Source organism: Shimazuella sp. NTD250 (genome assembly GCF_059510375.1).
The window spans coordinates 73,338-97,545 of the sequence record NZ_JCAJZS010000008.1 but is presented as its reverse complement, the minus strand read 5'-3'; the positions used below and the strand labels follow the sequence as shown (position 1 = coordinate 97,545).

The 24,208-nt window shown below is 42.2% G+C and carries 27 protein-coding genes and 2 other annotated features; of the genes, 1 reads left to right on the top strand and 26 read right to left on the bottom strand.

The features are described 5' to 3' along the window. Positions 1-32: 32 nt before the first annotated feature. From AC5WOF_RS17370 to radA, 21 genes are all read right to left on the bottom strand, one after another. Positions 33-635 carry a class I SAM-dependent methyltransferase gene (locus AC5WOF_RS17370; RefSeq protein WP_496051208.1) on the bottom strand — a complete coding sequence of 201 codons (603 nt, stop codon included), beginning with the start codon at positions 633-635 and terminating at the stop codon, positions 33-35. A 54-nt stretch (positions 636-689) separates the two neighbouring features. Continuing rightward, positions 690-1,055, bottom strand: a complete 366-nt coding sequence (rplL, locus tag AC5WOF_RS17365) for a 50S ribosomal protein L7/L12 (protein WP_496051207.1) — start codon at positions 1,053-1,055, stop codon at positions 690-692. A gap of 85 nt (positions 1,056-1,140) precedes the next feature. Then, positions 1,141-1,653: a 50S ribosomal protein L10 gene (gene rplJ, locus AC5WOF_RS17360; RefSeq protein WP_496051206.1), complete on the bottom strand. Its 513-nt coding sequence runs from the start codon at positions 1,651-1,653 to the stop codon at positions 1,141-1,143. 46 nt (positions 1,654-1,699) lie between these two features. Further along, positions 1,700-1,810, bottom strand: a sequence feature (ribosomal protein L10 leader region). Between the two features lie 33 nt (positions 1,811-1,843). Further along, on the bottom strand, positions 1,844-2,542 hold the full coding sequence (rplA, locus tag AC5WOF_RS17355) for a 50S ribosomal protein L1 (RefSeq protein ID WP_496051205.1): 699 nt from the start codon (positions 2,540-2,542) through the stop codon (positions 1,844-1,846). 69 nt (positions 2,543-2,611) lie between these two features. Beyond that, positions 2,612-3,037, bottom strand: coding sequence for a 50S ribosomal protein L11 (rplK, locus tag AC5WOF_RS17350; protein WP_496051280.1), 426 nt, complete (start codon positions 3,035-3,037; stop codon positions 2,612-2,614). 153 nt (positions 3,038-3,190) lie between these two features. Continuing rightward, entirely contained in the window at positions 3,191-3,724 is a 534-nt protein-coding gene (nusG, locus tag AC5WOF_RS17345; RefSeq protein WP_496051204.1) for a transcription termination/antitermination protein NusG, read from the bottom strand. A gap of 44 nt (positions 3,725-3,768) precedes the next feature. Continuing rightward, positions 3,769-3,996 (bottom strand): preprotein translocase subunit SecE, encoded by a 228-nt coding sequence (gene secE / locus AC5WOF_RS17340; protein ID WP_496051203.1) that lies wholly within the window; start codon positions 3,994-3,996, stop codon positions 3,769-3,771. Positions 3,997-4,014: 18 nt separating this feature from the next. Continuing rightward, positions 4,015-4,164: a 50S ribosomal protein L33 gene (rpmG, locus tag AC5WOF_RS17335; RefSeq protein ID WP_083964250.1), complete on the bottom strand. Its 150-nt coding sequence runs from the start codon at positions 4,162-4,164 to the stop codon at positions 4,015-4,017. An 838-nt stretch (positions 4,165-5,002) separates the two neighbouring features. Beyond that, positions 5,003-5,665, bottom strand: a complete 663-nt coding sequence (gene sigH / locus AC5WOF_RS17330; protein ID WP_202404907.1) for an RNA polymerase sporulation sigma factor SigH — start codon at positions 5,663-5,665, stop codon at positions 5,003-5,005. Between the two features lie 81 nt (positions 5,666-5,746). Continuing rightward, positions 5,747-6,253: an NYN domain-containing protein gene (locus AC5WOF_RS17325; protein ID WP_496051202.1), complete on the bottom strand. Its 507-nt coding sequence runs from the start codon at positions 6,251-6,253 to the stop codon at positions 5,747-5,749. Between the two features lie 2 nt (positions 6,254-6,255). Then, on the bottom strand, positions 6,256-6,999 hold the full coding sequence (rlmB, locus tag AC5WOF_RS17320; protein ID WP_496051201.1) for a 23S rRNA (guanosine(2251)-2'-O)-methyltransferase RlmB: 744 nt from the start codon (positions 6,997-6,999) through the stop codon (positions 6,256-6,258). Continuing rightward, complete coding sequence (locus tag AC5WOF_RS17315; RefSeq protein WP_496051200.1) at positions 6,999-7,436, bottom strand: Mini-ribonuclease 3; 438 nt, start codon at positions 7,434-7,436, stop codon at positions 6,999-7,001. The genes rlmB and AC5WOF_RS17315 overlap by 1 nt, the downstream gene beginning before the upstream one ends. After that, positions 7,433-8,830 carry a cysteine--tRNA ligase gene (cysS, locus tag AC5WOF_RS17310; protein ID WP_496051199.1) on the bottom strand — a complete coding sequence of 466 codons (1,398 nt, stop codon included), beginning with the start codon at positions 8,828-8,830 and terminating at the stop codon, positions 7,433-7,435. Before cysS ends, AC5WOF_RS17315 begins: the two co-directional genes overlap by 4 nt. Further along, positions 8,799-9,512, bottom strand: a complete 714-nt coding sequence (cysE, locus tag AC5WOF_RS17305; protein WP_496051198.1) for a serine O-acetyltransferase — start codon at positions 9,510-9,512, stop codon at positions 8,799-8,801. Before cysE ends, cysS begins: the two co-directional genes overlap by 32 nt. Positions 9,513-9,557: 45 nt before the next feature. Further along, positions 9,558-9,766, bottom strand: a binding site (T-box leader). 33 nt (positions 9,767-9,799) lie between these two features. Next, positions 9,800-10,279, bottom strand: coding sequence for a 2-C-methyl-D-erythritol 2,4-cyclodiphosphate synthase (gene ispF, locus AC5WOF_RS17300; RefSeq protein WP_496051197.1), 480 nt, complete (start codon positions 10,277-10,279; stop codon positions 9,800-9,802). Beyond that, a complete protein-coding gene (gene ispD, locus AC5WOF_RS17295; protein ID WP_496051196.1) occupies positions 10,276-10,980 on the bottom strand; it encodes a 2-C-methyl-D-erythritol 4-phosphate cytidylyltransferase in 705 nt (234 codons plus the stop codon). The genes ispF and ispD overlap by 4 nt, the downstream gene beginning before the upstream one ends. Positions 10,981-11,232: 252 nt before the next feature. Beyond that, positions 11,233-12,333, bottom strand: a complete 1,101-nt coding sequence (locus AC5WOF_RS17290) for a PIN/TRAM domain-containing protein (RefSeq protein WP_496051195.1) — start codon at positions 12,331-12,333, stop codon at positions 11,233-11,235. A 195-nt stretch (positions 12,334-12,528) separates the two neighbouring features. Then, entirely contained in the window at positions 12,529-13,029 is a 501-nt protein-coding gene (locus AC5WOF_RS17285) for a CarD family transcriptional regulator (protein ID WP_496051279.1), read from the bottom strand. 409 nt (positions 13,030-13,438) lie between these two features. Further along, positions 13,439-14,143 (bottom strand): CDP-diacylglycerol--serine O-phosphatidyltransferase, encoded by a 705-nt coding sequence (gene pssA / locus AC5WOF_RS17280; RefSeq protein WP_496051194.1) that lies wholly within the window; start codon positions 14,141-14,143, stop codon positions 13,439-13,441. 389 nt (positions 14,144-14,532) lie between these two features. Continuing rightward, entirely contained in the window at positions 14,533-15,606 is a 1,074-nt protein-coding gene (gene disA / locus AC5WOF_RS17275) for a DNA integrity scanning diadenylate cyclase DisA (RefSeq protein ID WP_496051193.1), read from the bottom strand. A gap of 5 nt (positions 15,607-15,611) precedes the next feature. After that, entirely contained in the window at positions 15,612-16,985 is a 1,374-nt protein-coding gene (gene radA, locus AC5WOF_RS17270; protein ID WP_496051192.1) for a DNA repair protein RadA, read from the bottom strand. Between the two features lie 390 nt (positions 16,986-17,375). On the opposite strand from radA, the gene AC5WOF_RS17265 reads away from it, so the two are divergent. Beyond that, positions 17,376-17,666, top strand: a complete 291-nt coding sequence (locus tag AC5WOF_RS17265) for a YciI family protein (RefSeq protein WP_496051191.1) — start codon at positions 17,376-17,378, stop codon at positions 17,664-17,666. A gap of 110 nt (positions 17,667-17,776) precedes the next feature. Here the strand turns inward: AC5WOF_RS17265 and AC5WOF_RS17260 are convergent, their stop codons facing one another. The 5 genes from AC5WOF_RS17260 to AC5WOF_RS17240 form a co-directional block, all read right to left on the bottom strand. Beyond that, positions 17,777-20,218 carry an ATP-dependent Clp protease ATP-binding subunit gene (locus tag AC5WOF_RS17260; protein ID WP_496051190.1) on the bottom strand — a complete coding sequence of 814 codons (2,442 nt, stop codon included), beginning with the start codon at positions 20,216-20,218 and terminating at the stop codon, positions 17,777-17,779. Positions 20,219-20,245: 27 nt separating this feature from the next. Beyond that, positions 20,246-21,316: a protein-arginine kinase McsB gene (gene mcsB, locus AC5WOF_RS17255; protein WP_496051189.1), complete on the bottom strand. Its 1,071-nt coding sequence runs from the start codon at positions 21,314-21,316 to the stop codon at positions 20,246-20,248. Positions 21,317-21,330: 14 nt separating this feature from the next. Continuing rightward, the gene (gene mcsA, locus AC5WOF_RS17250) at positions 21,331-21,849 is read right to left on the bottom strand and encodes a protein-arginine kinase activator protein McsA (protein ID WP_496051278.1); all 519 of its coding nucleotides are present in this window, start codon (positions 21,847-21,849) and stop codon (positions 21,331-21,333) included. A 2-nt stretch (positions 21,850-21,851) separates the two neighbouring features. Continuing rightward, the gene (locus tag AC5WOF_RS17245) at positions 21,852-22,325 is read right to left on the bottom strand and encodes a CtsR family transcriptional regulator (RefSeq protein WP_496051188.1); all 474 of its coding nucleotides are present in this window, start codon (positions 22,323-22,325) and stop codon (positions 21,852-21,854) included. A gap of 282 nt (positions 22,326-22,607) precedes the next feature. Then, positions 22,608-24,170: a hypothetical protein gene (locus AC5WOF_RS17240; protein WP_496051187.1), complete on the bottom strand. Its 1,563-nt coding sequence runs from the start codon at positions 24,168-24,170 to the stop codon at positions 22,608-22,610. Positions 24,171-24,208 lie beyond the last annotated feature (38 nt).

The following is a 24,208-nucleotide window of genomic DNA, read 5'->3' as shown; positions in this document are numbered from 1 at the left end:
AGTTATAACACTAGCACAAGCAATTATACGTGTCAATTGTTTTTTGCAAGAAATATACAATAACCTTTTTTCTGTGTTACTTGCTCAACGTGATCATATAATCGAACTAGCTCCTCTTTTGCAGAAGCTGCACCTTGTTGTTTTCGGATTACGAGCCATAGAGCGCCGTTATCTGATAGGTGTTTTCGCGCTTGTTGAAATAATTGATAGACAAAGGCTTTTCCCACTCGAATCGGAGGGTTACATAAAATCGCATCAAATTTTTGATCATTTAATTGTTCGAATCCATCACTTACTTTTACGGCAATTTGACTCAAAACTTGATTAATCCGAGCGTTTTCTTTTGCCAAAACAGTAGCCCGCTCATTTATATCAACCATCTGCACTTTTAAAGAAGGATAGGCTTTTGCAAGTGCGATACCAACAGGACCATAGCCGCATCCTAAATCTAAAATATGTTCTTCACCTGTTAGCTGGGTGGATTCGATCAATAATCTACTACCAAAATCTATTCCTTTTTTAGAGAAGACACCAGCATCCGATTGGAAAGATAGTTCATTCCCACACAACTGCGCTTTAATCCACCTATTTTCATGCTTTGATTCTGGTTTCGAAGAATAGTAATGATTAGACACGTGATCCCCCCAATAGGAAAAATAGACTCGCCAGTATTCGGCGAGTCCATTATCTTACTTCACTTCAACGCTAGCACCAGCAGCTTCGAGTTCTTCTTTGATTTTGTCAGCGTCTTCTTTGGATACTCCCTCTTTAACTGGAGATGGAGCACCATCTACAAGAGCTTTTGCTTCTTTCAAACCAAGACCAGTAATTCCACGTACTGCTTTGATAACTCCAACTTTGGAGGAACCAGCGCTTGTTAGAATTACATCAAATTCAGTTTTCTCAACAGCGCCTTCAGCTCCACCGCCGCCGCCACCTTGTACAACAGGTGCTGCTGCAGTTACTCCAAACTCTTCTTCAATTGCTTTTACCAATTCGTTTAATTCTAGAACGGTCATGTTCTTTACCGCTTCTAAGATTTGTTCGTTAGACATGGTAGAACCTCCCAATATATTTATCAGATTTGATTTGTAATTTTAATTCAATAATTTTGCTAGCAGAAAACTATCTTTCACGCTACTACTCTGCAGAAGCAGCTTCTGGCTGCTCCTGTTGTTCTGCAACTGCCTTTACAACATAAGCAAAGTTGCGCACTGGAGCTTGTAGTACGGAAAGAAGCATAGAAAGCAGACCTTCGCGAGATGGCAGAGAAGCGATCTCTTTTACTTTGTCAGGTCCAACTACTGCACCTTCTATGATACCGCCTTTGATTTCAAGATTTTTGTGCTCTTTTGCAAAGTTATGGAGGACTTTTGCAGGAGCAACTACATCTTCTTTACTAAACGCGATAGCAGTAGGCCCAGAAAGAAATTGATCCATTTCAGCAAGTCCAGCTTCTCCAGTCGCACGACGTACCAATGTATTTTTCAATACTTGATATTCTACACCAGCTTCTCGCAACTGTTTGCGCAGTTCTGTTACCTCTGCAACAGAAAGACCACGATAATCAGTTACCACTGTACTCACACTAGCGCTCAATTTTTCTTTTACCTCAGCTACTACTTGTTGTTTTTTCTCAAGTACTTTAGACATTCAAGACACCTCCTCGGGTGGAGTAAAATTCGTAAGCGCAGACTTACAGGCAAAAGAAATAGCCTTCGCAGACGGACGAAGGCCAGTGGCTTTCACCTCGGTAGGAAATTAAGCGCTATTGCGCACCTACTGTCTACGGTAAGAAAGATAGAATCATCTTCTTATTTTGTTAGAACAGTTCATTTGCCGATTAACGAGCGGTTAATGTAGAAGAACTCACTTGAACACCAGGGCCCATAGTGGAAGAAACGCTGATGTTCTTCATATAGGTTCCTTTTGCAGCAGCTGGTTTTGCTTTTGCGAGTGCATCAGACAAAGCTTGCAAGTTTTCGGAAAGTTGCTCAGTGGAGAAAGACACTTTCCCGATTGCTGCATGAATATTTCCGGCTTTATCTGCACGATATTCAATTTTACCAGCTTTGATCTCATTAACTGCTTTTTCTACTTCAAATGTCACGGTACCTGTTTTTGGGTTAGGCATGAGACCTTTTGGTCCAAGGATTCGTCCAAGACGGCCAACTTGTCCCATCATGTCAGGAGTAGCTACTACTACATCAAACTCAAGCCATCCTTTTTGGACTTTGCCAACTAGCTCTTCGTCTCCAACAAAATCAGCTCCAGCAGCTTCTGCTTCTTTCGCTTTTTCCCCTTTTGCAAATACAAGTACACGTTTGGTTTTCCCTGTTCCGTGAGGTAAAACCACTGCCCCTCTTACTTGCTGATCCGCTTTTTTCGTGTCAATTCCAAGGCGGAATGCAGCTTCTACTGTTTCGTCAAACTTAGCAGCAGAAATAGATTTTACCAGTTCCAATGCTTCGACTGGTTCATAAACTTTTTCACGATCTACTTTTTGGATCGCTTCTTGATATTTTTTCCCATGTTTTGCCACTTTCATAACCTCCTAATGTGGTGATAGCGGAAAATCCTCCCACCAGACTAATGATACGCGGCTGGATCATCAGTCTTTGATAACAATACCCATGCTACGTGCCGTACCTTCAACCATGCGCATAGCTGCTTCAACATCAGCTGCATTTAAATCTGGCATTTTCGTTTCAGCGATCTCACGAACTTTATCACGTGAAAGTGTAGCCACTTTGTTTCGGTTTGGCTCGCCGGAACCTGACTCAACCCCTGCTGCTTTTTTCAAAAGTACTGCAGCTGGTGGGGTTTTAGTCACAAATGTAAAAGAACGATCTTCATAAACAGTAATTACTACTGGAATAATTAGACCAGCTTGTTCTGAAGTACGTGCGTTAAACTCTTTACAAAAGCCCATGATGTTAACACCAGCTTGACCTAGAGCAGGCCCAACAGGTGGTGCTGGATTTGCTTTTCCAGCTGGGATTTGTAGCTTGACCACTTTAATCACTTTTTTGGCCATGCTTCTTACCTCCTTCAAATGTGGTAGCCCTTCCCATAAAATTATGGGGATATAGGGTCGCGGGTTTCACCCTCCCACGGTAACAAAAAACCGATCAGGCAAACATCTATTAAAATAACATAATATAACGCAAAAGAAAAGTTTTTTTGTTTGTTAAAGTTTTTCCACCTGTCCAAAATCAAGCTCCACAGGTGTATCTCTACCAAACATATCCACTAATACTTTTAGCTTTTCTCGATCTGCATCTATGCCTTCGATCTCACCAACTAAATTTTCAAATGGCCCTTCGATTACTTTCACACTTTCACCAAGTGCAAAATCAACGATTGCTTGAGCTTCTTCGACTCCCATTTGCTTAAGAATGGCTTGGACTTCATCTGGCAAGAGAGGAGTTGGTTTGGAGCCTGCACCAGCAGAACCGACAAAGCCAGTCACACCTGGAGTATTACGAACAACATACCACGAGTCATCAGTCATCACCATCTCCACAAGTACATAACCAGGGAAAACTTTACGCATGACAGTCTTTTTCTTTCCATCTTTATGCTCGATTTCTTCCTCCATCGGCACCATTACACGAAAGATCTTGTCCTGCATACCCATGGAGTCTAATCGCTTCTCCAAGTTTGTTTTTACTTTGTTTTCATAGCCGGAATATGTGTGCACCACATACCAATTCTTTTCCATACAACTAGGGAAAAAAACCCCTGTCCCCCCTTATGACGTCCATCTTACTTCTTAGTTATCAATTGGATTAGCTGTGCGATTCCCATATCTATGAGGAAGAAAAAGATGGTGAGGATTACAACAGCAGCAATCACAACAGTCGTATATTTGACCATCTCTTTGCGAGTAGGCCATTTTACTTTCTTAAACTCTTGGTAACTAGAGCGAAAGAAGCCAGTTGTTCCACTGACACTTTTCTTTATTCCACGTCCAATATTTGTGAGTACAGCCATCTATCTTCCCACCCCAATTTACTTCGTTTCCCGATGTAGCGTATGTGAGTTGCAACGGGGGCAATACTTGCGGAGTTCCATACGGTCTGGATGTTTCCGTTTGTTTTTGGTTAGCGCATAGTTGCGTTCACGACAATCCGTACATGCAAGCGTAACATTTACTCGCATATTAGCACCTCCTCTTCATTCGTGTTTTCATAAGCGCGATATCGATGAATACTCCCAAAACCTAAAAAGGTGTAGGTTTCTAACGTATCAAAACGTTAGCGGAGTTGACACGTTGACGGACTGGTTACCGTCCAACCCCTCTATCTCATTGGTCTAGCCTTTGAGACTGCTTTTATTCCCTTAGCCAAAATGAATCACATCAAAGTGTGTCTAGGCTAATTTATTTGTGGGGAATCTCTGTACAATTAGATAGAAAATACCCAAGTTAGGTTAACATAATAGCGTTCTCAGGTCAAATGTCAATAGCAACCTATTTACACGGCATCCACATTCACAATGAATGCTCCCCACTTCTGCTACGCTTAGAAGTGGGAATTCCCAACTTCTTTGATAAAAAATAAGGAGACTGGTGTTCTACCCCCGTCTCCGCTCTAAAACCTTTTGATTGATTACTGCTACTGAGGTCGGATTATTTATTTGACAACTCCACACGGCTAAAGCCGTTGGATTCTTGGGACGATAGCCTCATGACTATTTTTTACCAAGCTAACCCCGTGTGCCCCACGGTTTACGTAAGTTGATTTCTTTTTTGCCGCGAACAACTTCGTTTTCGTCTGCTGCGACTAGACATATATCACCATGCGAACTTTCGTTTGTAAAATTGCTTTTTTCAAAAGTTGGACTTGTGAAGAAAAATTCTTCCCTTTCATCCAACGCTCGCTTTCATACCGTGATTTAATTCTCGCTCGCAATGCTATAAATTAGATACTTTTCTCACCTGCAAAGAAAGGAATTTGTCCTTTTTTGTCGAATGTGTACAACATTGAAACTAACTGTTTTAAAGTGAGATTTCCTCAATATCTAAATACTTCTCTAACTTTCGTTTCACTCGCTGCAAAGCATTATCGATCGATTTGACATGTCGATTTAAATCGACTGCGATTTCTTGATAGGATCGACCATCTAAGTATAGCATAAGTACCTTACGCTCTAGATCGCTTAAAATCTGGGAAATCTTATCTTCAATGTCGCTATGCTCTTCTCGATTTATATATATTTCCTCTGGATTGGTACGCCCACCAGTCAAGGTATCATAGAGCGTCCGATCGGAGTCATCGTGACTTGGCTTGTCCAATGATACATACGAATTAAGCGGAATATGCTTTTGTCTCGTTGCCGTTTTGATAGCGGTAATGATTTGTCTTGTGATACATAGTTCTGCAAACGCTTTAAAAGAAGCTAACTTGTCCCCCCGGAAATCGCGAATGGCTTTGTATAAACCTATCATACCTTCTTGCACGATATCTTCGTGGTCCGCACCAATTAAAAAGTACGACCGGGCTTTTGCTCTAACGAAGTTTTTGTACTTATGAATAAGATACTCTAGAGCTTCCTGGTCTCCTACACGTATATCTCTAACTAGTTCCTCATCGCCCAACTGATGGTAGAGAACTCTCCTATCCAAATCTCTAGGACTGCTAGATAGTAGGTCAATGCTCAAAATATTTCCCCCTGACCAAGTCGCATTTCAAAATGGCAGTTCTTATTATATTGAATTGAAACAAAAACGTCAATTTTTCATCTATTTTTTTCTGCGCAATTTTTCCAGTTTATACCTGAGTGCTTCAGGAATACTTTCCCATAAAGGATTTTTTGCTGCTTTTGGTGTATGTTTAGATTGAAGCTGATTTGCTATTCCAGTCTTTGACTTAGCGAGCTGCTCGAGAAACTCCCGAGCAGAAATACGATAGGCACCTTGTCCAAAAACCATGCGCTGTTCCAAAAAATCGGAAGTAGCTACATAAATATGACGCTTGTCATCCTTATATTTACTAACAAAATGTTCAATCCATGCATCTGCTGTCTCTTCTTTATTGGTAAACACAATCTTGATTCTTTTTTCAGGGTCCTTCTCTCGTAGACCCTTCATCCGATATGCGTCAAACACAACAAATGTCTTCATCCCGGAAACCGCTTGATACTCCATTAAATCATGAATTAATTCTTCACGTGCAACTTCTATATCCTCACTATACATGGAATTGGCACGAATAATGTTGTATCCATCGACTACCAGCCATTCTTCCATCCTTACGCACCCTGTGTATCACGACTTTGGAGTACTTGATAAAGCATTACACCTGTGGCAACAGAAGCATTTAGTGAAGATACTTTCCCTTTCATAGGGAGATGAACAAGAAAGTCACACTTTTTCTTTAGCTGTTGGCCGATTCCTTGGCCTTCATTGCCAATAACTAAAGCTACAGGCATATTATAGTCAACGCTGTCAAAAGATTGCTTAGCTTCTCCATCTGTTCCAACTAACCAGACACCTTGCTCTTTCAGATATTCCGCTGTTCGATTGATATTGGTCACCTTTGCCACAGGAACATATTCGATCGCACCAGCTGATGTTTTTGCTACTGTTGCGGTGAGCCCTACAGCGCGTCTTTTAGGAATGATGACACCATGCACCCCAGTTGCATCTGCTGTCCGCAATACCGTCCCCAAATTATGAGGGTCTACAATTCCATCCAGCAACAACAAAAATGGAGTCTCTCCTTTTTTCTTAGCCGTAGTTAGAATTTCCTCTAACGAAGCATATTGGTAACTGCTCACTTGCGCTGCTATACCTTGGTGAGTTTGATTTTCTGCTACCTGATCGACTTTCGAACGGGGAACCCAGTGATAAGGTATTTTCTGTTCTTCCAGCTGTCGAACTAAGTCTTCTACACTCTTTTTCTTTAGTCCCTCTGCTAACCATACCTTTTCCATATCTCTACCCGCTGCGGTTGCTTCCAAAACAGCATGTTTGCCAAAAATCCAATCCGCCATTATTTGTTCATCCCCTTCTCTAATGGTCCAAGATCAATTAGCATCTGCATAATTTCTTGCAATCTATCTGCTTGTCCCATCAAATATAAATAACCAAGCAATGTCTCTAAACCTGTACCTTGGCGGTATTCTCCCACATCAGCTCGTCTAGAAATACTTGTAGTTTTGGCGTTTCGACCACGCTTGTATACCGCAATTTCATCTTCTGTCAATTGATCCATTATCTTCTGGATTGCATTTGCTTGTGCAGAAGCAGAAACATATCCAATGGCGATTTGTTGTAACTTTTGAGGTTTTACTTCTCCAGAAGCAACTAAATGGTGCCTGACATATAGTTCCTGAACTGCATCTCCAATATAAGCAAGAGTTAGTGGCGGGAGCTCATCAGGCTTACGCTTGAGAGCTCCTAGAGTACCTAGCAGAGTTTGTTCCATCATTTTTTCTTCCACCTGACACCTTGAGGTGTATCTTCTAAAATGATACCCGCAACTAATAATTGATCACGTATATCATCAGCTCGTTTGAAATTCCTCACTTTGCGTGCATCCTGCCGTTCTTGGATCAAACTTTCGATATCTGACTCCAACACATCTTCAGCATGTGTCTCCACTAAACCTAGTACACCTTCCCCATAAGTGGTAAACCAACTTAGCAAAGCATCGATTGATTCTTTACTCAAAACCGGCTGTGCCAACCATTCATTCGCCACTCGAACTGCTTCAAATAGAACAGTGATACCATTTGCAGCATTAAAATCGTCATTCATTTCTGCAACAAATTGTTCGGATAATTGATTCAATAGTGTGCTCAATGCGTCAGGAATAGTCCCAGAAAGCGAAATTTGCCGACGGTGCCGCAAATTATCTACCGCAGTCTGTAATCGCTCTGCACTTTGTTCTGCTTGTTTCATCACTTCAGAAGTAAAATTAATTGGGTTGCGATAATGAGCAGAAAGAAGGAAATAGCGAATTGCTTTTGGAGAATACATCTTACGCATATCTATGACACGCATGACATTTCCTAGGGATTTGGACATTTTTTCATTTTCCATATTGATAAAACCATTGTGTAACCAATAACGAACGAAAGGTTTATCATTTAATGCCTCACTCTGTGCTATCTCATTTTCATGATGCGGAAAGCAAAGATCGATGCCTCCTGCATGAATGTCTAGGGTTTCTCCTAAATATTCCTTAGCCATAACCGAGCACTCAATATGCCATCCTGGACGACCTGCTCCCCATGGAGTATCCCAACTAATTTCCCCTTCTTTGGCACGTTTCCACAGAGCAAAATCAAAAGGATGTTCTTTCCTTTCATTTACTTCGACTCGTGCCCCTGATTGCAGATCCTCCACCGATTGATGAGATAGTTTTCCATAACCATCTTGGCGAAGTGTACGGAAATATACGTCTCCATCCACTTCATATGCTTTACCTTTTTCGATCAAGGTTTGAATCGCATCGATCATCTGCGTAATATGCTCTGTCGCCTTTGGATGCATATCTGCTCGATGGACACCGAGTGCATCCATGTCTTCAAAATAAGCATCTGTGTATCGCTGAGCGATTTGAGCTACACTTCTCCCTGTTTCAATAGATGCTTTAATCAACTTATCATCTACATCGGTAAAATTTTGTACGTAGGTAACTTTATATCCAAGATGCGATAAATATCGTCTAACCACATCAAAAAAAACAAATACACGGGCATTCCCGATATGAATGTAATTGTAAACAGTTGGACCACAGACATACATAGAAATAGTCTTGTTCTTTGTTTCAAAAGTCTCTTTTTCTTTACTCAATGTGTTGTAAACTTTGACTGTCATCTGTTGATTTGCCCCCTGTGTGTCTCTTTAAGCCTTCTACTTCTTTGCGCAATTCATCTATCTCTTCTTGGATAACACGAAACATTTCAGCTACTGGATCGGGTATATTTACATGATCCATATCTGCTTGCACTCTAACTCCATCTTGGACAACAACGCGTCCCGGTACTCCTACAACAGTAGAATTTGCTGGAACATCTCGTAAAACTACCGAACCTGCACCTATTTTGGCACACCGTCCCACTCGAATGGAACCAAGAATTTTTGCACCAGAAGAAACCATCACATGATCCTCTAAGGTTGGATGTCTCTTTCCTTTTTCTTTTCCAGTCCCGCCCAAAGTCACTCCTTGGAAAATCGTCACATAATCTCCAATTTCACATGTTTCACCGATTACAACTCCCATCCCATGGTCAATAAAAACGCCTTTACCGACGGATGCACCAGGATGGATCTCAATTCCAGTAAAAAAACGACTTATTTGAGAAATAATTCTAGCCAAGAGGAATGCTTTGTGACGATAAAGAAAATGAGCGATACGATGAGACCAAAGTGCGTGAATGCCTGAGTAAGTAAGGATGACTTCTATTGTTGTCCTCGCAGCTGGATCTCGATCAAACACTGCTTGAATATCAGCTTGGATATTTCGTTTACAATTTCTCCACTTACTGAGAATGGACAAAATAACCAGTCCTTTCTAACAAAATAACCGCCCCTGTAGCAATGCTACAGAGACGGAAAAATCCGCGGTCCCACTCTGTTTGGAAAAAACACAGTCCCACTTTTGACTGATAACGGCAGTTACCGGATTATCCTACTTGTCTTTTCAGATAATCACTCATAGGTGCATTTCAAGCAGTCGACATAAAGCTTTGCATCAACCAGCTTCTTTCTAAAATGTCGAACTACTGTACTTTTCCTAGTCATCGTTTTCATTACATTCTATTCTGTTGTAGCTAAATATGTTTGTCAAGATTTTGACACTAATGAAACCACAGCCATGGATGCAATCCCTTCTTCTCTTCCTGTAAACCCTAGCTGTTCCGTAGTTGTGGCTTTTATATTTACTTGATCCATTTCTGCTTCTAGCAACTGGGCGATGCGTTCGATCATTTTGGGAATATAAGGAGCCATCTTAGGCTTTTGGGCAATGATCGTAGCATCTAAATTATTTAAGACATAACCTTTTTCCTTTACCATCAGCCATACATCACGGAGCAAGACAGCACTATCTGCTCCTTTGTAAGCTATATCCGTGTCTGGAAAATGCTTGCCAATGTCCCCAAGTGCAAGGGAACCCAATATTGCATCCGTTATCGTATGTAATAAAACATCTGCATCAGAGTGGCCAATCAACCCTTTTTCATAAGGAATGGAAATGCCTCCTATAATCAAAGGACCTTCGCCCCCAAGTTGATGTACATCAAACCCTTGTCCAAATCGAATCATGTTGTCTGTACGCTACCTTTCCTTCTTTTGGCCAATATTGCCTCCCCCAAAAAAATATCATCTGGGGTAGTTATTTTAATATTTGTATATTCCCCTCGAACCACTTTTACTGGATTACCGAGCATTTCCACAAGCATTGCATCATCAGTGGCTAATATATCTTGCGACTCTGCCTGCTGATGTGCCCCTAGCAGCAATTCTCTATCAAACATTTGAGGGGTTTGTATAATCCACAACTCTTTGCGATTTAATGTCTCTTCCACTAATCCAGATTCATTTACTCTTTTAATTGTATCTTTTACTGGAACTGCAAGTGTTGCCGCTGGTTGATTTTCGTTCACTGCTTGAATAAGAGCTGTTATCTCATCTGCTGTCACAAAAGCACGAACTGCATCATGCACCAATACCCACTCTGTAGGTGTTGCTGTAACACCAGCATAAACACTATTTTGCCTTTCTTTGCCACCAATCACAATTCGGTTTACTTTTTTTATATTATATTCTTGGATGAGATGCTCAACATGATTATAGCTAGCTTCATTGGTCACAACACTGATCTGTGAAATCGAGGGATGCTGCTCAAATACCTCCAATGGGTGTATCAAGATCGGCTTTTTAAGTAACTCCAAAAACTGTTTAGGAGTAGTGCTGTTCATTCGTTTGCCAATACCTGCTGCTAAAATCACTACACCAATTGCCACCGTACCTACTCCTTTTATCTATCTATTTGCACAAGAGGACTCCCATTTCCAAGGAATTGCGCTTTGCTTGGTTCGAAAATAAAAATTTTGCAATTCACCGTAATAATTACAGATAAACCCTGCCATAGCGGACCTCTAAGTCGGTGTTCACATCTATTCTAACACGCAAAGTATTCATAAAAAAAGGCAGTAACTCAACTGAGGATACCATACTTCTGACAAACATAAAACAAGCCCAGTATGCTAACTGGGCTATAAAGCACGTTCTAATAACTTCGGTTTAGCAAAAATCATACGACCTGCTGAAGTCTGAAGTACACTGGTAACTAAGACATCAATTTCATCACCAATAAACTCACGTCCACCTTCAATTACAATCATCGTACCATCATCTAGGTAAGCAACCCCTTGACCATGTTCTTTCCCATCTTTGATGACTTGTACATGAATCTCTTCACCAGGTAAAACAACAGGTTTCACTGCATTTGCCAGATCATTAATGTTTAATACTTTAACACCTTGCAGTTCACAAACTTTATTGAGGTTAAAGTCATTGGTAACTACTTTACCACCAAGTACTTTCGCCAACTTCACTAGTTTACTGTCTACTTCTTGAATATCTTCAAAATCACCTTCGTAAATCATCACTTTTACGTCCAATTCCTTTTGAATCTTATTCAAGATGTCCAAACCGCGGCGACCTCGATTTCGCTTCAACAAATCTGATGAATCAGCTATATGCTGTAACTCTTCCAATACAAAACCAGGTATTACGAGCGTGCCCTCTAAAAATCCAGTACGGCAAATATCTGCAATTCTCCCGTCAATGATGACACTCGTATCTAAGATTTTGTGTTCTTGTATAGCTGATCCTTGCTTTTCTCTTTGTTTTGCTTTATCTCTAGATTGTCTTCCTAAAGTAAAAACAGTAATTAGTTCATCACGCTTTTTATAACCTACACGAAAACCAATATAGCCGAGAAAACCGGATAGCACAAAAGGTAATATTCGTGACACTCCAGGTATAGGCAGTGAAGACAATGGCTGCTGAATTAAGAAAGCAATTATAAGTCCAAAGATGAGACCAAGCGCACCAAAAAGTCCATCTGCCGCAGGAATCTTTACTAGTCTTTCCTCAACCCATTTAATCCATGATACAATAGGGTCAGCCAACCAAATGGCTGCCACAAATAGAATGATTGCCCCAAGAATAGCTCCAATCAAATGCGGTACAGGAACTTCGCCAAAATTAAGAGGAGACCTGAGAAGCACCCCGAACAACTTTGGTCCTAAGTAATATCCAGCAGATGCTCCAGCAAGTGCGAAGGCGAGTTGTACGAAACGTTTCATCATGGGGCTTCACCCCCTCTCTTATCAACTCTAGTTGTTATCATTATAAACAAATCGTAGTCAGAATAATCGAATCCAAGAAAATTTATTTTTGTAAAATACATTTCCCTTGATCTTCAGACACAGACCGAACCTAACTAACCTTAAAGAAAAAAGCACTTGAAGTCTATACTTTTCAGAAAAAGACACGAAAAATTTTTATTGTTGCTCCTGGTTGGTCATTGCTCCGTCTATTAATTCAAAGGCCTGTTCTTCTTCTAAATCTTTTGCAAGAACAAACTCACTGATCAATATTTGCTTTGCATTGTCTAGCATTTTTCGTTCACCAGTAGACAAACCTTTTTCGCCATCTCTTTTCATGAGAGAACGAACAACTTCAGCAACATCATAGATGTCTCCTGTTTTCATTTTATCTAAATTTGCGCGGAATCTTCTGTTCCAGTTTGTTGTGTCATCATCTTCAAACTGTCTCATACGTTGCAAGACGAGCTCTACGGTGTTATCATCAATTACTTCACGCAAACCGATGGAATCCACATTTTTGAGTGGTACCATTACCTTCATATCCCCAATCGGCATCCGCATAATATAATACTGTTGACGTTCACCCAAAATTTCTCTCTCTTCGATTGACTCGATAACTCCAGCTCCATGCATTGGGTAAACCACCTTGTCACCTATGTTGAACAATTGGGCCACCTCCACAGACAATGTCTATTTCCAAGATATCACAAAGCGGGCCCTATGTCAAATCGAAACAAATAGAACATATTAGCACACTAATTAGAATGCGTCAACGATTTTTTTATGATTTTTCCCACAAGGAAAAGGAACATTTCACATCACCTTATGAAAAACCCTAAATCAGAGCATTAAAAGCGATTTGCATTCTATTTTGTAATTCATTTCTAAAAATAAATGAGAGTATGGGCTAAGTTCGACATACAATCTAGAGCAATTCATTCAAACAGGAAGAGCTCAGATACCTATGATTTCCGTTTAGTTTAGCAAACAATCTTGGAGATTATATGGAGATTCTCCCATTTGCGTTAGCAGATATTTCTAATCAAAAAAGCTTGTCGACCTCTAGTGTCGACAAGCTGATATCCTAATCTTCGACAGGCTCTTCATTTTTGTTTTGCCGTTTCTTCGTAATTGATTTTTTCAATCCGTAAAGAGCATAGAAAGCAAGTGGTACAAAGATAACGAGCGGTAATTCTGCTGGATAAAAAATAGCAGCAATTGCAATAGCAACAACAAATATAGCTGAAATCCATAGAAATGCTTTTGGTGTTTTCATTTTCTTAAATGCTGGATACTTGATTTGACTGACCATCAAGTAAGATAAAAATAACATCCCAAACACCATAATATAGTGATTATCCACATACTTATCATACAGCGCCATGGTAGCCAGTATTCCACCTGCTGCAGTAATCGGCAAACCAATAAAATACCCTTTTGGTCCCGTCTGAACATTAAAACGAGCGAGTCTGAGTGCTCCACAAATAGGAAATATCGCAGTTATAAACCATCCCTGCGCTCCAAAACCATTTAAAACAGAAACATACATAATAATTGCTGGGGCAATCCCGAAAGTTATAACATCAGATAATGAGTCCAGTTCTTTACCAAATTCACTCTGTGTGTTTAACATACGAGCTACTCTACCATCCAAACCATCTAGCAACATACCGATAATAACTGTGATAGCCGCATATTCCCAGTGGGTATTCATCGCTAATAGAATAGCCATGACTCCTAAAAATAAATTTCCCACTGTAAATAGATTGGGTAAAACTCTTGCGAACATAGTGCCTGCTACTAAAAAACAAAGAAAAATGCCTTTTCAAAATAAGCACTAAATCAAAAAGTTTATTCCTTAGGGAGGAAGACATCTTCCTAAAGTAGCAGGATTTCACCTCCTTTTCTTAAATTTGTTTTGAGTTAGGAATTTATTCTTCCCAAAACTCTCTACTTTTTATAACTGCTATTTCTACTAGTGATAGTAAATTCAATTCATTAGAGCATTTGGTTAAAGTATATGGATAAATGAGATGAAACAAGCTTTAAACTTTAGACTCTGAAATATCTTTCATGTATAAGGATTAGACAAAAACATTCTATCCCTTTCCCACATACATAAAGACATTTTATCACATTCACCAAAATATTCAATTTTAAACACAAATCTGCATAAAATCATAGATGGCGGTCAATAAACACCTGACTGCGTATTCGCTTTAAACCGTCTTGTACAGCTTTTGCTCGGACAGCCCCAATTCCTTCTACTTCGTCTAACTCTTCCATTGTTGCCAGCATAATTTGTGGCAACACTTCAAATCGCTCTACTAATTTTTGTATAACCGTACTAGGAATGCGAGGGATTTTTCCCAATATTCGATACCCTTTAGCAGATACAGACTCTTCTTGCAAATTGAGTGGACCTGTATAACCCAGCAGCTTGGCTACTCCTTGATGATCCAATAACTCATCTGCTGTTAATTGTTTAAGGGAAACAAAAACATTTTTCGGATGGTGCTGTTCCTGATCAAGGGCATAGTCTTTTACCAGTAAATATGCTTCCTGCTCCATATTGCCCATCAATTCATCCAATTGCATGCGAATGAGTCTACCTTCTGTTCCTAATTCATGGATATAACTATCAATTTCACGCTTTACGCGAAGAACCATCTCCATTCGTTGCAGGACATTCGTCACTTCGTCTAATGTAACTAATTCTTCAAACTCCAAAGCACTTAAATTGGTAGTCGCTTGATCTAAAACAGATTTATATTTTTCCAGTGTCTGTACTGCTTGATTAGCCTTTGTTAGAATGACACGAATATCTTTTAACGAATAGCGTACGGTTCCTCTATACAATGTAATGGTATTACGACGTTGAGAGATAGACACCACCAACTTACCAGTTTGTCTAGCAGTTCGCTGTGCTGTTCGGTGACGAATTCCCGTTTCGGTAGAGGGGAGTGTAGCACTGGGGACGAGTTGCGCGTTTGCATACAAAATACGTTTTCCATCATTGGATAAAATAATCGCACCATCCATCTTTGCCAATTCATATAAAAATGCAGATGAAAATGGACAATCGATATGAAAACCACCATCTACAATATCTGCAACTGCGTTATCATAACCCATCACAATGAGAGCACCAGTTTTCGCTCCTAATATATTATCCAAACCTTCTCGAAAAGCAGTACCTGGTGCTATTAGCGTTAACATATCATCAATATGTGCTGTTTTTTCCTCTCGCAACTTATTTACCCTCCCAATGCGACTTCCAATGCTTCTTTCAATGTTTTGACTCCAATTCGTGCAATTCCTTCTGGTGGATTCCATCCACGCATGTTTTTTTCTGGAATAATAACATTTGAAAAGCCCATTTGCCATGCCTCGGCAACCCGTTGTTCGATTCGACTGACGCCTCGTACTTCTCCTGTCAAGCCTATTTCCCCAATAAATAAATAATCTACCCCTATTGGACGATCACGAAAACTAGAAGCAAGACTTAAAGCAATCGCTAAATCGATCGCAGGTTCATCCAGTTTTACCCCGCCGACAACATTTAAAAATACATCTTGCTGATGGAGCGAGAAACCTAATCTTTTTTCAAGCACTGCCAACATCATGCTCACGCGGTGATGATCGACACCTGTCGCCATCCTTTTTGGAATTGCATTGCTCGTAGGTGTAACTAAGGCCTGTAATTCTACTAACACTGGTCTTGTTCCTTCAATACTAGCGGCCACTGCCGTACCAGGTACTCCTACAGGACGTCCTGCCAAAAATAATTCCGATGGATTTCCTACTTCCACCAATCCTGTCTCTTTCATCTCAAAAACACCGATCTCATTGGTAGACCCAAAACGATTTTTTACTGCTCGCAGCACCCGATATGTATGATGTCTCTCTCCTTCAAAATAGAGAACAGAATCTACCATATGTTCCAACATTCTCGGTCCAGCAAGCGCCCCTGTTTTGGTCACATGCCCTACAATAATAATGGTAACTCGCTTCTCTTTCGCAAGGCGCATCAATTGGCTTGTACATTCTCTCACTTGCGAAACACTTCCAGGTGCAGAAGTGATCTCTGGATGATACATCGTCTGAATAGAATCAATTACAACCAATTTTGGAGAACTCTCATCTACTAGTGTTTCAATAGCAAGTAGATCTGTCTCCGCAGCGATCAATAATTGATCAGACAATGCTCCCAATCTCTCGGCCCGAAGTCGTATTTGTTCCATCGATTCCTCCCCAGAGACATACAAAACTGGCATGCCGCCATCGGCTAAAAGATGAGTAGACTGTAACAACAGAGTAGACTTCCCAATACCTGGGTCGCCGCCTACTAACACCATAGACCCTGGAACCAATCCACCTCCTAGTACTCTATTTAACTCCCTCATGTGAGTATCATAACGAGGTGTTTCTAATTTCTCAACTTTCGTAATGGGTATAGCCTTTTCTTTCGACTTTCTACTCTCTCTACTCTTCGTTTGCTTGTTTCCACCTGTTATCACTTTTTCCTCAACTAAACTATTCCATACACCACAACCCGGACAACGCCCCATCCACTTCGGTAATTCATAACCACATTCACCGCACACAAATACACTTTTGCTTTTTGCCAAATTGATTCATTCCTTGTCCCATCTTTTGTTAATCATTATAGCATTGTGAGCTAAATCGTGGGGTGAAAGCGAGCGTTAGGCGAGGGGAAAGAATTTTCTTTCACCAGTCCAATCTTTGAAAAAAGCAAATTTGCAAACAAACATTCGTATGGTAATATATGTCTAGTCGCCCAGACGAAAACCAAGTTGTTCGCGGCAAAGAAGAAATCAAAATATTTAAACCGAGGGGCACGCGGGATTAGTTTGGTAATAAATAGTCATGAGGCTATCATCCCAAGAATCCAACGGCTTTAGCCATATGGAGTTGTCAAAACACCAAACACATGATGCTTTTAAAAATAACGTTGGGTGAGATAAACTATAAATATAAACCAAAGGAGGAATGAAAAAATGTTTATTGCACATTTACACTACCAAAGACCTATTGATGTAATAAATAGTCATGTTCAAGCCCATCGTGATTATTTAGACACACTGTATAGAACAGGCAAATTAATCGTTTCAGGACGAAAGACAGATCAAACTGGTGGGGTAATTGTATTTGCTACTGCTGATCGATCCAAGGTCGAAGCTATCATCGCAAAGGACCCATTCCATTCTCTTGACTTGGCTACATATGAATTAATAGAATTTGATCCAGTTAAATATGACTCTAAATTTGCAGATCTATATTTAAAATAAAAATACTATCATTTATTAAAAATATGATTCTCTTTTAAATCTATCATACTTACCGATGATTTTCAGCAACCTCTCTTTTATAGAAAAAAAAGCGGCTTTACGCCGCTTTTTTACGTTGTACTAACATTTGCTTTTTCAACGACTAATTCGCCATCTTTCAGATCAATTGTTACTTTATCTCCCCGAACAATGTTGCCTCTTAGCAATTCCTCTGAAAGTCTATCTTCTACATGTTTTTGGATAGCACGGCGTAGTGGACGTGCCCCATATGCAGGATCAAAACCTTCTTTTGCCAAATGTTTCGTTGCTTCAGGAGTCATCTCTACGTGAATATTTTGCTCTGCAAGACGTTTTCTAAGTTCTTCTGACATCAGGTTTACAATCTCACTAAGATGCTCTTCTTTTAAGGAATGGAACACAATCACATCGTCGATCCGGTTTAAAAACTCTGGACGGAAGCTTTTTTTCAATTCTTCCATCACATTTTGTTTCATCCGTTCGTACTCATCTTTGCTATTATCCCCGACTGTAAAACCAAGTTTCGTATTTTTGCCGATCGTGGATGCACCGACATTTGACGTCATAATGATGATAGTATTACGAAAGTCAACAGTACGACCCTTGCTATCGGTTAAACGACCATCTTCTAAAACTTGAAGTAACACATTAAATACTTCTGGATGTGCTTTTTCAACTTCATCAAAGAGGACAACCGAATATGGTTTACGCCGAACTTTCTCTGTCAACTGTCCACCTTCATCATAACCTACATACCCTGGAGGAGATCCAACGAGACGGCTAGTCGAATGCTTCTCCATATACTCAGACATGTCAATCCGAATCATGGCATCTTCATCGCCGAACATCGATTCTGCAAGTGCACGAGCAAGTTCGGTTTTCCCTACTCCTGTAGGTCCTAGAAAGATAAAAGAACCAATTGGACGTTTGGGATCTTTTAAGCCTGCGCGAGCGCGACGAATGGCACGCGCTACAGAAACTACAGCTTCTTCTTGACCGATCACTCGATTATGCAAGATGTCTTCCATTTTGAGTAATCTTTCTGTCTCTTCTTCTGCCAATTTTACTACTGGTATACCAGTCCAGTTTGCCACCACATCGGCAACATCTTCTGCTGTAACAGCTGAATCTGTTTTTCCTTGGTCTTGTCTCCAACGGTTTCGAGTTGTTTCTAATTCTTCCCGAAGCTTTTGTTCCTTATCTCGTAGGGAAGCTGCTTTTTCAAACTCCTGACTCTGAACAGCAGCATCTTTTTCTTTCTTCACTTCTTCCATCCGTTGTTCCAATTCTTTTAACTCTGGGGGAACCGTATAGGAAGAAAGTCTAACTTTAGAAGCTGCTTCGTCAATCAGATCAATTGCTTTATCTGGCAGAAAACGATCAGTAATATAACGATCTGAAAGTTTAACAGCTTGTTTAATCGCTTCATCCGTAATTTTCACACGGTGGTGAGCTTCATAACGATCACGAAGTCCTTGGAGAATAAGGATAGCTTCTTCTTTCGAAGGCTCATCAACGGTGATCGGTTGGAAACGACGCTCTAATGCAGCATCTTTTTCAATATATTTACGATATTCATCAAGTGTTGTCGCACCTACACACTGAAGTTCTCCCCGTGCCAATGCTGGTTTTAAGATATTGGAGGCATCGATCGCCCCTTCTGCTCCACCTGCCCCAATCAGAGTGTGCAATTCATCGATGAAGAGAATAATATTGCCTGCTTGACGAATCTCATCCATAATTTTTTTGAGACGATCTTCAAATTCCCCACGATACTTCGTTCCTGCTACTACTGTACCCATATCGAGTGTCATCACTCGTTTGCCACGGAGTGTTTCAGGGATATCCCCTTCGACGATGCGCTGAGCCAAACCTTCTGCAACAGCCGTTTTCCCTACTCCAGGCTCCCCGATGAGTACAGGATTGTTCTTGGTTCGACGAGACAGCACTTGGATCACACGCTCAATCTCTTTGCTTCTACCGATTACCGGGTCTAGGTTGCTCTCTCTAGCGGACTGGGTCAAATCACGAGCCAAACTATCCAATGTAGGTGTATTGGCACTCATTTGTGTCCCTCCTTGATGAGATGAAACTGTCTCTGTACTCCCGAGCAATTGTAAAACTTGGCCACGTGCCTTGTTCAAACTAACACCAAGGTTGTTAAGTACTCTTGCAGCAACTCCTTCTCCTTCACGAATCAAGCCGAGGAGAATATGTTCCGTGCCGACATACGTATGACCGAGTTTACGAGCTTCATCCATAGATAACTCAATTACTTTTTTCGCTCTTGGTGTATAAGCGATACTTGTTGGCTGACCGCTTCCGCGTCCAATAAGTGTTTCTACTTCTTTTTGAATTTTTTCCATGCCAAGCCCAAGTGCAACCAATGCTTTAGCTGCAATGCCATCCCCTTCACGGATCAGTCCCAACAGAATATGTTCCGTACCAATATTGGTATGACCGAGACGAACTGCTTCTTCTTGTGCTAAAGAAAGCACTTTTTGTGCTCGTTCAGTAAATCGTCCGAACATCATATCGCTTCACCTCTTCTATTTATCTTTTTACTCTCTTTCCATTCCAATTCTTTCCCGAATTAAGTCAGCTCGGCGAACATCTCGTTCTTCCGCACCTAATTTTTCACCTGCATATTGCTGTAAAAATCCTGGCTGGATCAATACCATTAATTCATTCATCACAGATGACGGAACTCCTGTCAACAAGCCCAAATCAATCCCCAAGCGAACATCAGATAGACGTCTCATCGCCTCTTTGGAGTCAATAATTCGGGCATGAGCTAGTATTCCAAAAGAACGGTTAACTCTATCTTCCAATTGGATCGAAGACATACCGAGCAATCTATCGCGAGCCTGTTTTTCATGATCGATCATTTGGCGTACTACGCCTTGCAATTTATCGATAATTTCCTCTTCCGACTGACCAAGTGTCACTTGGTTGGATACTTGGTACAAGTTGCCTAACGCTTCGCTTCCTTCTCCATAAATCCCTCGTACTGCTAAGCCCACTTGGGTAATTGCAGGAATAAATCGATTTAATTGCCCAGTCATCGCTAAAGCTGGCAAGTGGATCATCACGGATGCACGAATTCCAGTACCAACATTAGTAGGACAGCTGGTTAAATATCCACACTGTTCATCAAAAGCAAAAGTCACATGCTTTTCTAACCAATCATCTATTTGAGATGCCAACTTCCAAGCCTTCTCTAACTGAAAACCAGGAAATAAGCATTGAATTCGTATATGATCTTCTTCATTCACCATAATACTGACAGACTCATCTTGACTAAAGAGAACTGCTCCAGATGTAGATTCCTCTGCCAAGTGAGGACTAATCAAGTGTTTTTCTACCAAAACTCGCTTTTGAAGTTCGGTCAAGTCTGCCATTTCAATCAGTTCCGCATTCTCCAAAATCTCTGGAATATCATCTTTGGTCAATGCTTCTTTAATGAGATGAGTCACTTCTTCCAATTGGGAGGCGGTACTGAGCATCGGAAATGGCATTTGCGCTAAGTTACGTGCTATGCGAACTCTGCTGGAGAAGATCACATCGGACTCAGCACCTTTTACCTTCATCCATTCACTCACAGCATTTTCAAGAAATTGATTTAACGACATTTCTTATTGCCTCCTTACTCCGAGAGCCGTTCCTGTAGCGAACGAATTTGGTCTCGAAGTTGTGCTGCCTTTTCGAACTCCTCCAACTCTATTGATCGAACGAGTTGTTCACGAAGTTTTTCTAGATCTTTTTTGATTTTTAGTTCGCCTTTTGTACGTTCTGGAAACTTACCATGGTGAGTGGTAGACCCATGAATACGACGAAGAAGCGGATCTAAACGATCACGAAACGTTTCAAAGCAATCGCTACAGCCAAACCGCCCTATTTTACTGAATTGATTATACGTTAACCCACATGTCGCACATCTTGGAACGGTCTGCTGTGCAATATTGGGAGATTCACTTGATACCATATCAAAGTTTAATAATCCAGATAACAGATTATGAAACGAGAAGCCATTGTCAAATCCAGGCATATACTCGCCTTTTTCCTGTGCACAAACCTCACATAAGTGAGCTTCTGTCTTTTCTCCATTTACGATCTTCGTATAATGGAGGGTTGCTGGACGTTTTCCACACTCAGGACAAAGCAAGTTCATCTACCTCCTAACTTTCCAAACAGAATGGAGATCATCGATCGCAACATACGGGCCCTTACCTCATCGCGAATAGGAAGTGGCAGTTGGAGTGTTTCCCGGGAAATAATGCTTTTGATCAGAACTGCTTCACGCTCGGTCAACAGCTTATCTCCCACTAAACGACTGAGAACATGCTCTGCCGTCAGTTGAGGGATCGACTCTCCGATATGAAGCAATAGATCAGCAAAATACTCCTTTTGGGACTGAAGTCTCACGCGGCGAATGCGAATAAACCCGCCTCCACCTCGTTTACTCTCTACCAAATATCCTTTTTCGACGGTAAATCTGGTACTGATCACATAATTGATTTGCGAAGGAACGCATTGAAACTCATCGGCTAATTCACTTCGCTTGATCTCTACCATCCCGCTGTCACTTGCTGCTAGCATCTGTTGTAGATATTTTTCGATGATGTCCGAAATATTCCCCACACGGACACCCCCTTGCTGACTTTGACTAACTTTGACCTTACGATATTATTATACACCAACTATCCAAAATGGCAATGCTTTTTCTTATTTTGGGTCTATTTTTTGACAAATATACAAAAAAAGCTAACCCGCTCGGGTTAACTCGTTTTTCCATCATCTATATAAAAGTTCATTATTATTCGCACGGGGGCAGCAGATTGCTCGAAAGCGATCAGCGCCCCCCCTCCGGCAATAAGCCGGAGGGGTTTGACCGTGTGCGTGCGATGTGAGGAGTTGCGGTTCCTAGGCAGCAACCTTTACAGCGTCGAGGTACTCGTCCACCTGATCCCGGTTGACCCGGCCGACCTTCTCCAGCTTCTGGATCTGCTCCCCGGTGAGGGTCGGGTCCTTCTGCTCGAATCGCTTCTGGAAGTAGGAGTAGTACCTCTTCAGCGCCTCATTCTGCCGGCCGGTGAGGGTTCGGTCCTTCTGCTCGTTCCGCTTCAGGAGACCGGCGTAGTACTTCTCCAGTGCATCGACCTGATCCTCCGAGAGGATCAGGTCGTTCTTCTCGGTCCTCTTCAGAACCTCGAAGAAGTACTGTTCCAGCGACTCGATCTGCTGCTCCGACGAGCCGCCCTTAAGTTCCTCCAAGAGATAGAAGTAGTACTGCTCCTCCCTTGCTCCGTTGATCCGCCCGCTCCTCCTCAGCGAGCTGATTTGCTCGTAGGTGAGGGTCGGGTCGTTCTTCTCGAACCGCTCCATCAGGGGCAGCTCGGGACGGGCCTTGGGCTGGCGCGCTTCCTTGGGCGTTTCCAGGGAAGAAGCGGACTTCTCCCTGATCGCCAACAGTTCCTGCAGGTACTCGTTGTCCTCAAAGAGCCGCCGGTCAGCAGGAGTGAACTCTTCTTCCTCACCATCGAGAATCATCCTCGCGGCCTGCAAAGTGTGATTCCCTTCAATCTCCGCGTACTCCTCCTCGGTCAGCTCCCTGTACCTGATCTCCGCCAGATCCTTGAAGAGCTTCTTGAAGTGGTTCAGACGGAGATAGTCCAACTTTCGGGGCTTGGGCTTGTCCTGAGAGACGACGATCCGCTTCCCCTGATTCTTCAGGTCAGCGGGAGTGGGCTTCGGACGGGGGACGGGCTTCGATCCCGACTTGGTGACCTTCTGTCCGTCCCAGATCGCCTTCACTTCCTCCTGATTCTCCTCCGGGAGACCCTTGAAGAGATCCTCCATCTGCTGGGGAGTGAGGAGATCCTTGTAGAACTCCATCTGGGAGAGAATCTCCACCACGGTCTTCCACTGGCCGTGCTCCCCCCGCCTGATCTTCTCGCGACGGATCTTGACTTCCACGGGCAGATCTGTCTCGTCGACGGGCTTGACCTCGGGCTTCTTCGCCGGCTTGGGACCGGGCTTGGGTCCGGTGACCTTGGGCTCGGCTGCCTTCGGCTCGGTGGCCTTCGGCTCGGCTGCCTTCGGCTCGGTGGCCTTCGGCTCGGCTGCCTTCGGCTCAGTGGCCTTCGGCTCGGCTGCCTTCGGCTCGGTGGCCTTCGGCTCGGTGGCCTTCGGCTCGGCTGCCTTCGGCTCGGTGGCCTTGGGCTCGACGGCCTTGAGTCCCGTGGCCTTGGGCTCGACGACCTTGAGTCCCGCGACCTTAGGCTTGGCGGCCTTGAGTCCCGTGACCTTGGGCGTCTCGATGGACACCGTCGGTACGACCATCTGCACGCCGATGGACTGGGCCATCTCGCCCAGCTTCTCGCCTGCCTTGATCGTCCCTTCGAGCCACCAGATGTACTGCTGGATACCATCCTTGAGCTTATTGGCCTCGGCGAGCGCAGCTTTGAGGTTGGGGTTGCTGAACATGAGGGATACTCCTCGGGTTAGGTGCAAACGCACACGGT

Coding starts and splice junctions, on each gene's coding strand:
- rplL (WP_496051207.1), bottom strand. CDS start 1,055: ATGTCTAACGAACAAATCTTAGAAGCGGTAAAGAACATGACCGTTCTA.
- rplJ (WP_496051206.1), bottom strand. CDS start 1,653: ATGTCTAAAGTACTTGAGAAAAAACAACAAGTAGTAGCTGAGGTAAAA.
- rplK (WP_496051280.1), bottom strand. CDS start 3,037: ATGGCCAAAAAAGTGATTAAAGTGGTCAAGCTACAAATCCCAGCTGGA.
- nusG (WP_496051204.1), bottom strand. CDS start 3,724: ATGGAAAAGAATTGGTATGTGGTGCACACATATTCCGGCTATGAAAAC.
- secE (WP_496051203.1), bottom strand. CDS start 3,996: ATGGCTGTACTCACAAATATTGGACGTGGAATAAAGAAAAGTGTCAGT.
- rpmG (WP_083964250.1), bottom strand. CDS start 4,164: ATGCGAGTAAATGTTACGCTTGCATGTACGGATTGTCGTGAACGCAAC.
- AC5WOF_RS17325 (WP_496051202.1), bottom strand. CDS start 6,253: ATGGAAGAATGGCTGGTAGTCGATGGATACAACATTATTCGTGCCAAT.
- rlmB (WP_496051201.1), bottom strand. CDS start 6,999: ATGGCGGATTGGATTTTTGGCAAACATGCTGTTTTGGAAGCAACCGCA.
- AC5WOF_RS17315 (WP_496051200.1), bottom strand. CDS start 7,436: ATGATGGAACAAACTCTGCTAGGTACTCTAGGAGCTCTCAAGCGTAAG.
- cysS (WP_496051199.1), bottom strand. CDS start 8,830: ATGACAGTCAAAGTTTACAACACATTGAGTAAAGAAAAAGAGACTTTT.
- ispF (WP_496051197.1), bottom strand. CDS start 10,279: ATGATTCGATTTGGACAAGGGTTTGATGTACATCAACTTGGGGGCGAA.
- AC5WOF_RS17290 (WP_496051195.1), bottom strand. CDS start 12,333: ATGATGAAACGTTTCGTACAACTCGCCTTCGCACTTGCTGGAGCATCT.
- pssA (WP_496051194.1), bottom strand. CDS start 14,143: ATGTTCGCAAGAGTTTTACCCAATCTATTTACAGTGGGAAATTTATTT.
- AC5WOF_RS17265 (WP_496051191.1), top strand. CDS start 17,376: ATGTTTATTGCACATTTACACTACCAAAGACCTATTGATGTAATAAAT.
- AC5WOF_RS17260 (WP_496051190.1), bottom strand. CDS start 20,218: ATGATGTTCGGACGATTTACTGAACGAGCACAAAAAGTGCTTTCTTTA.
- mcsB (WP_496051189.1), bottom strand. CDS start 21,316: ATGTCGTTAAATCAATTTCTTGAAAATGCTGTGAGTGAATGGATGAAG.
- AC5WOF_RS17240 (WP_496051187.1), bottom strand. CDS start 24,170: ATGTTCAGCAACCCCAACCTCAAAGCTGCGCTCGCCGAGGCCAATAAG.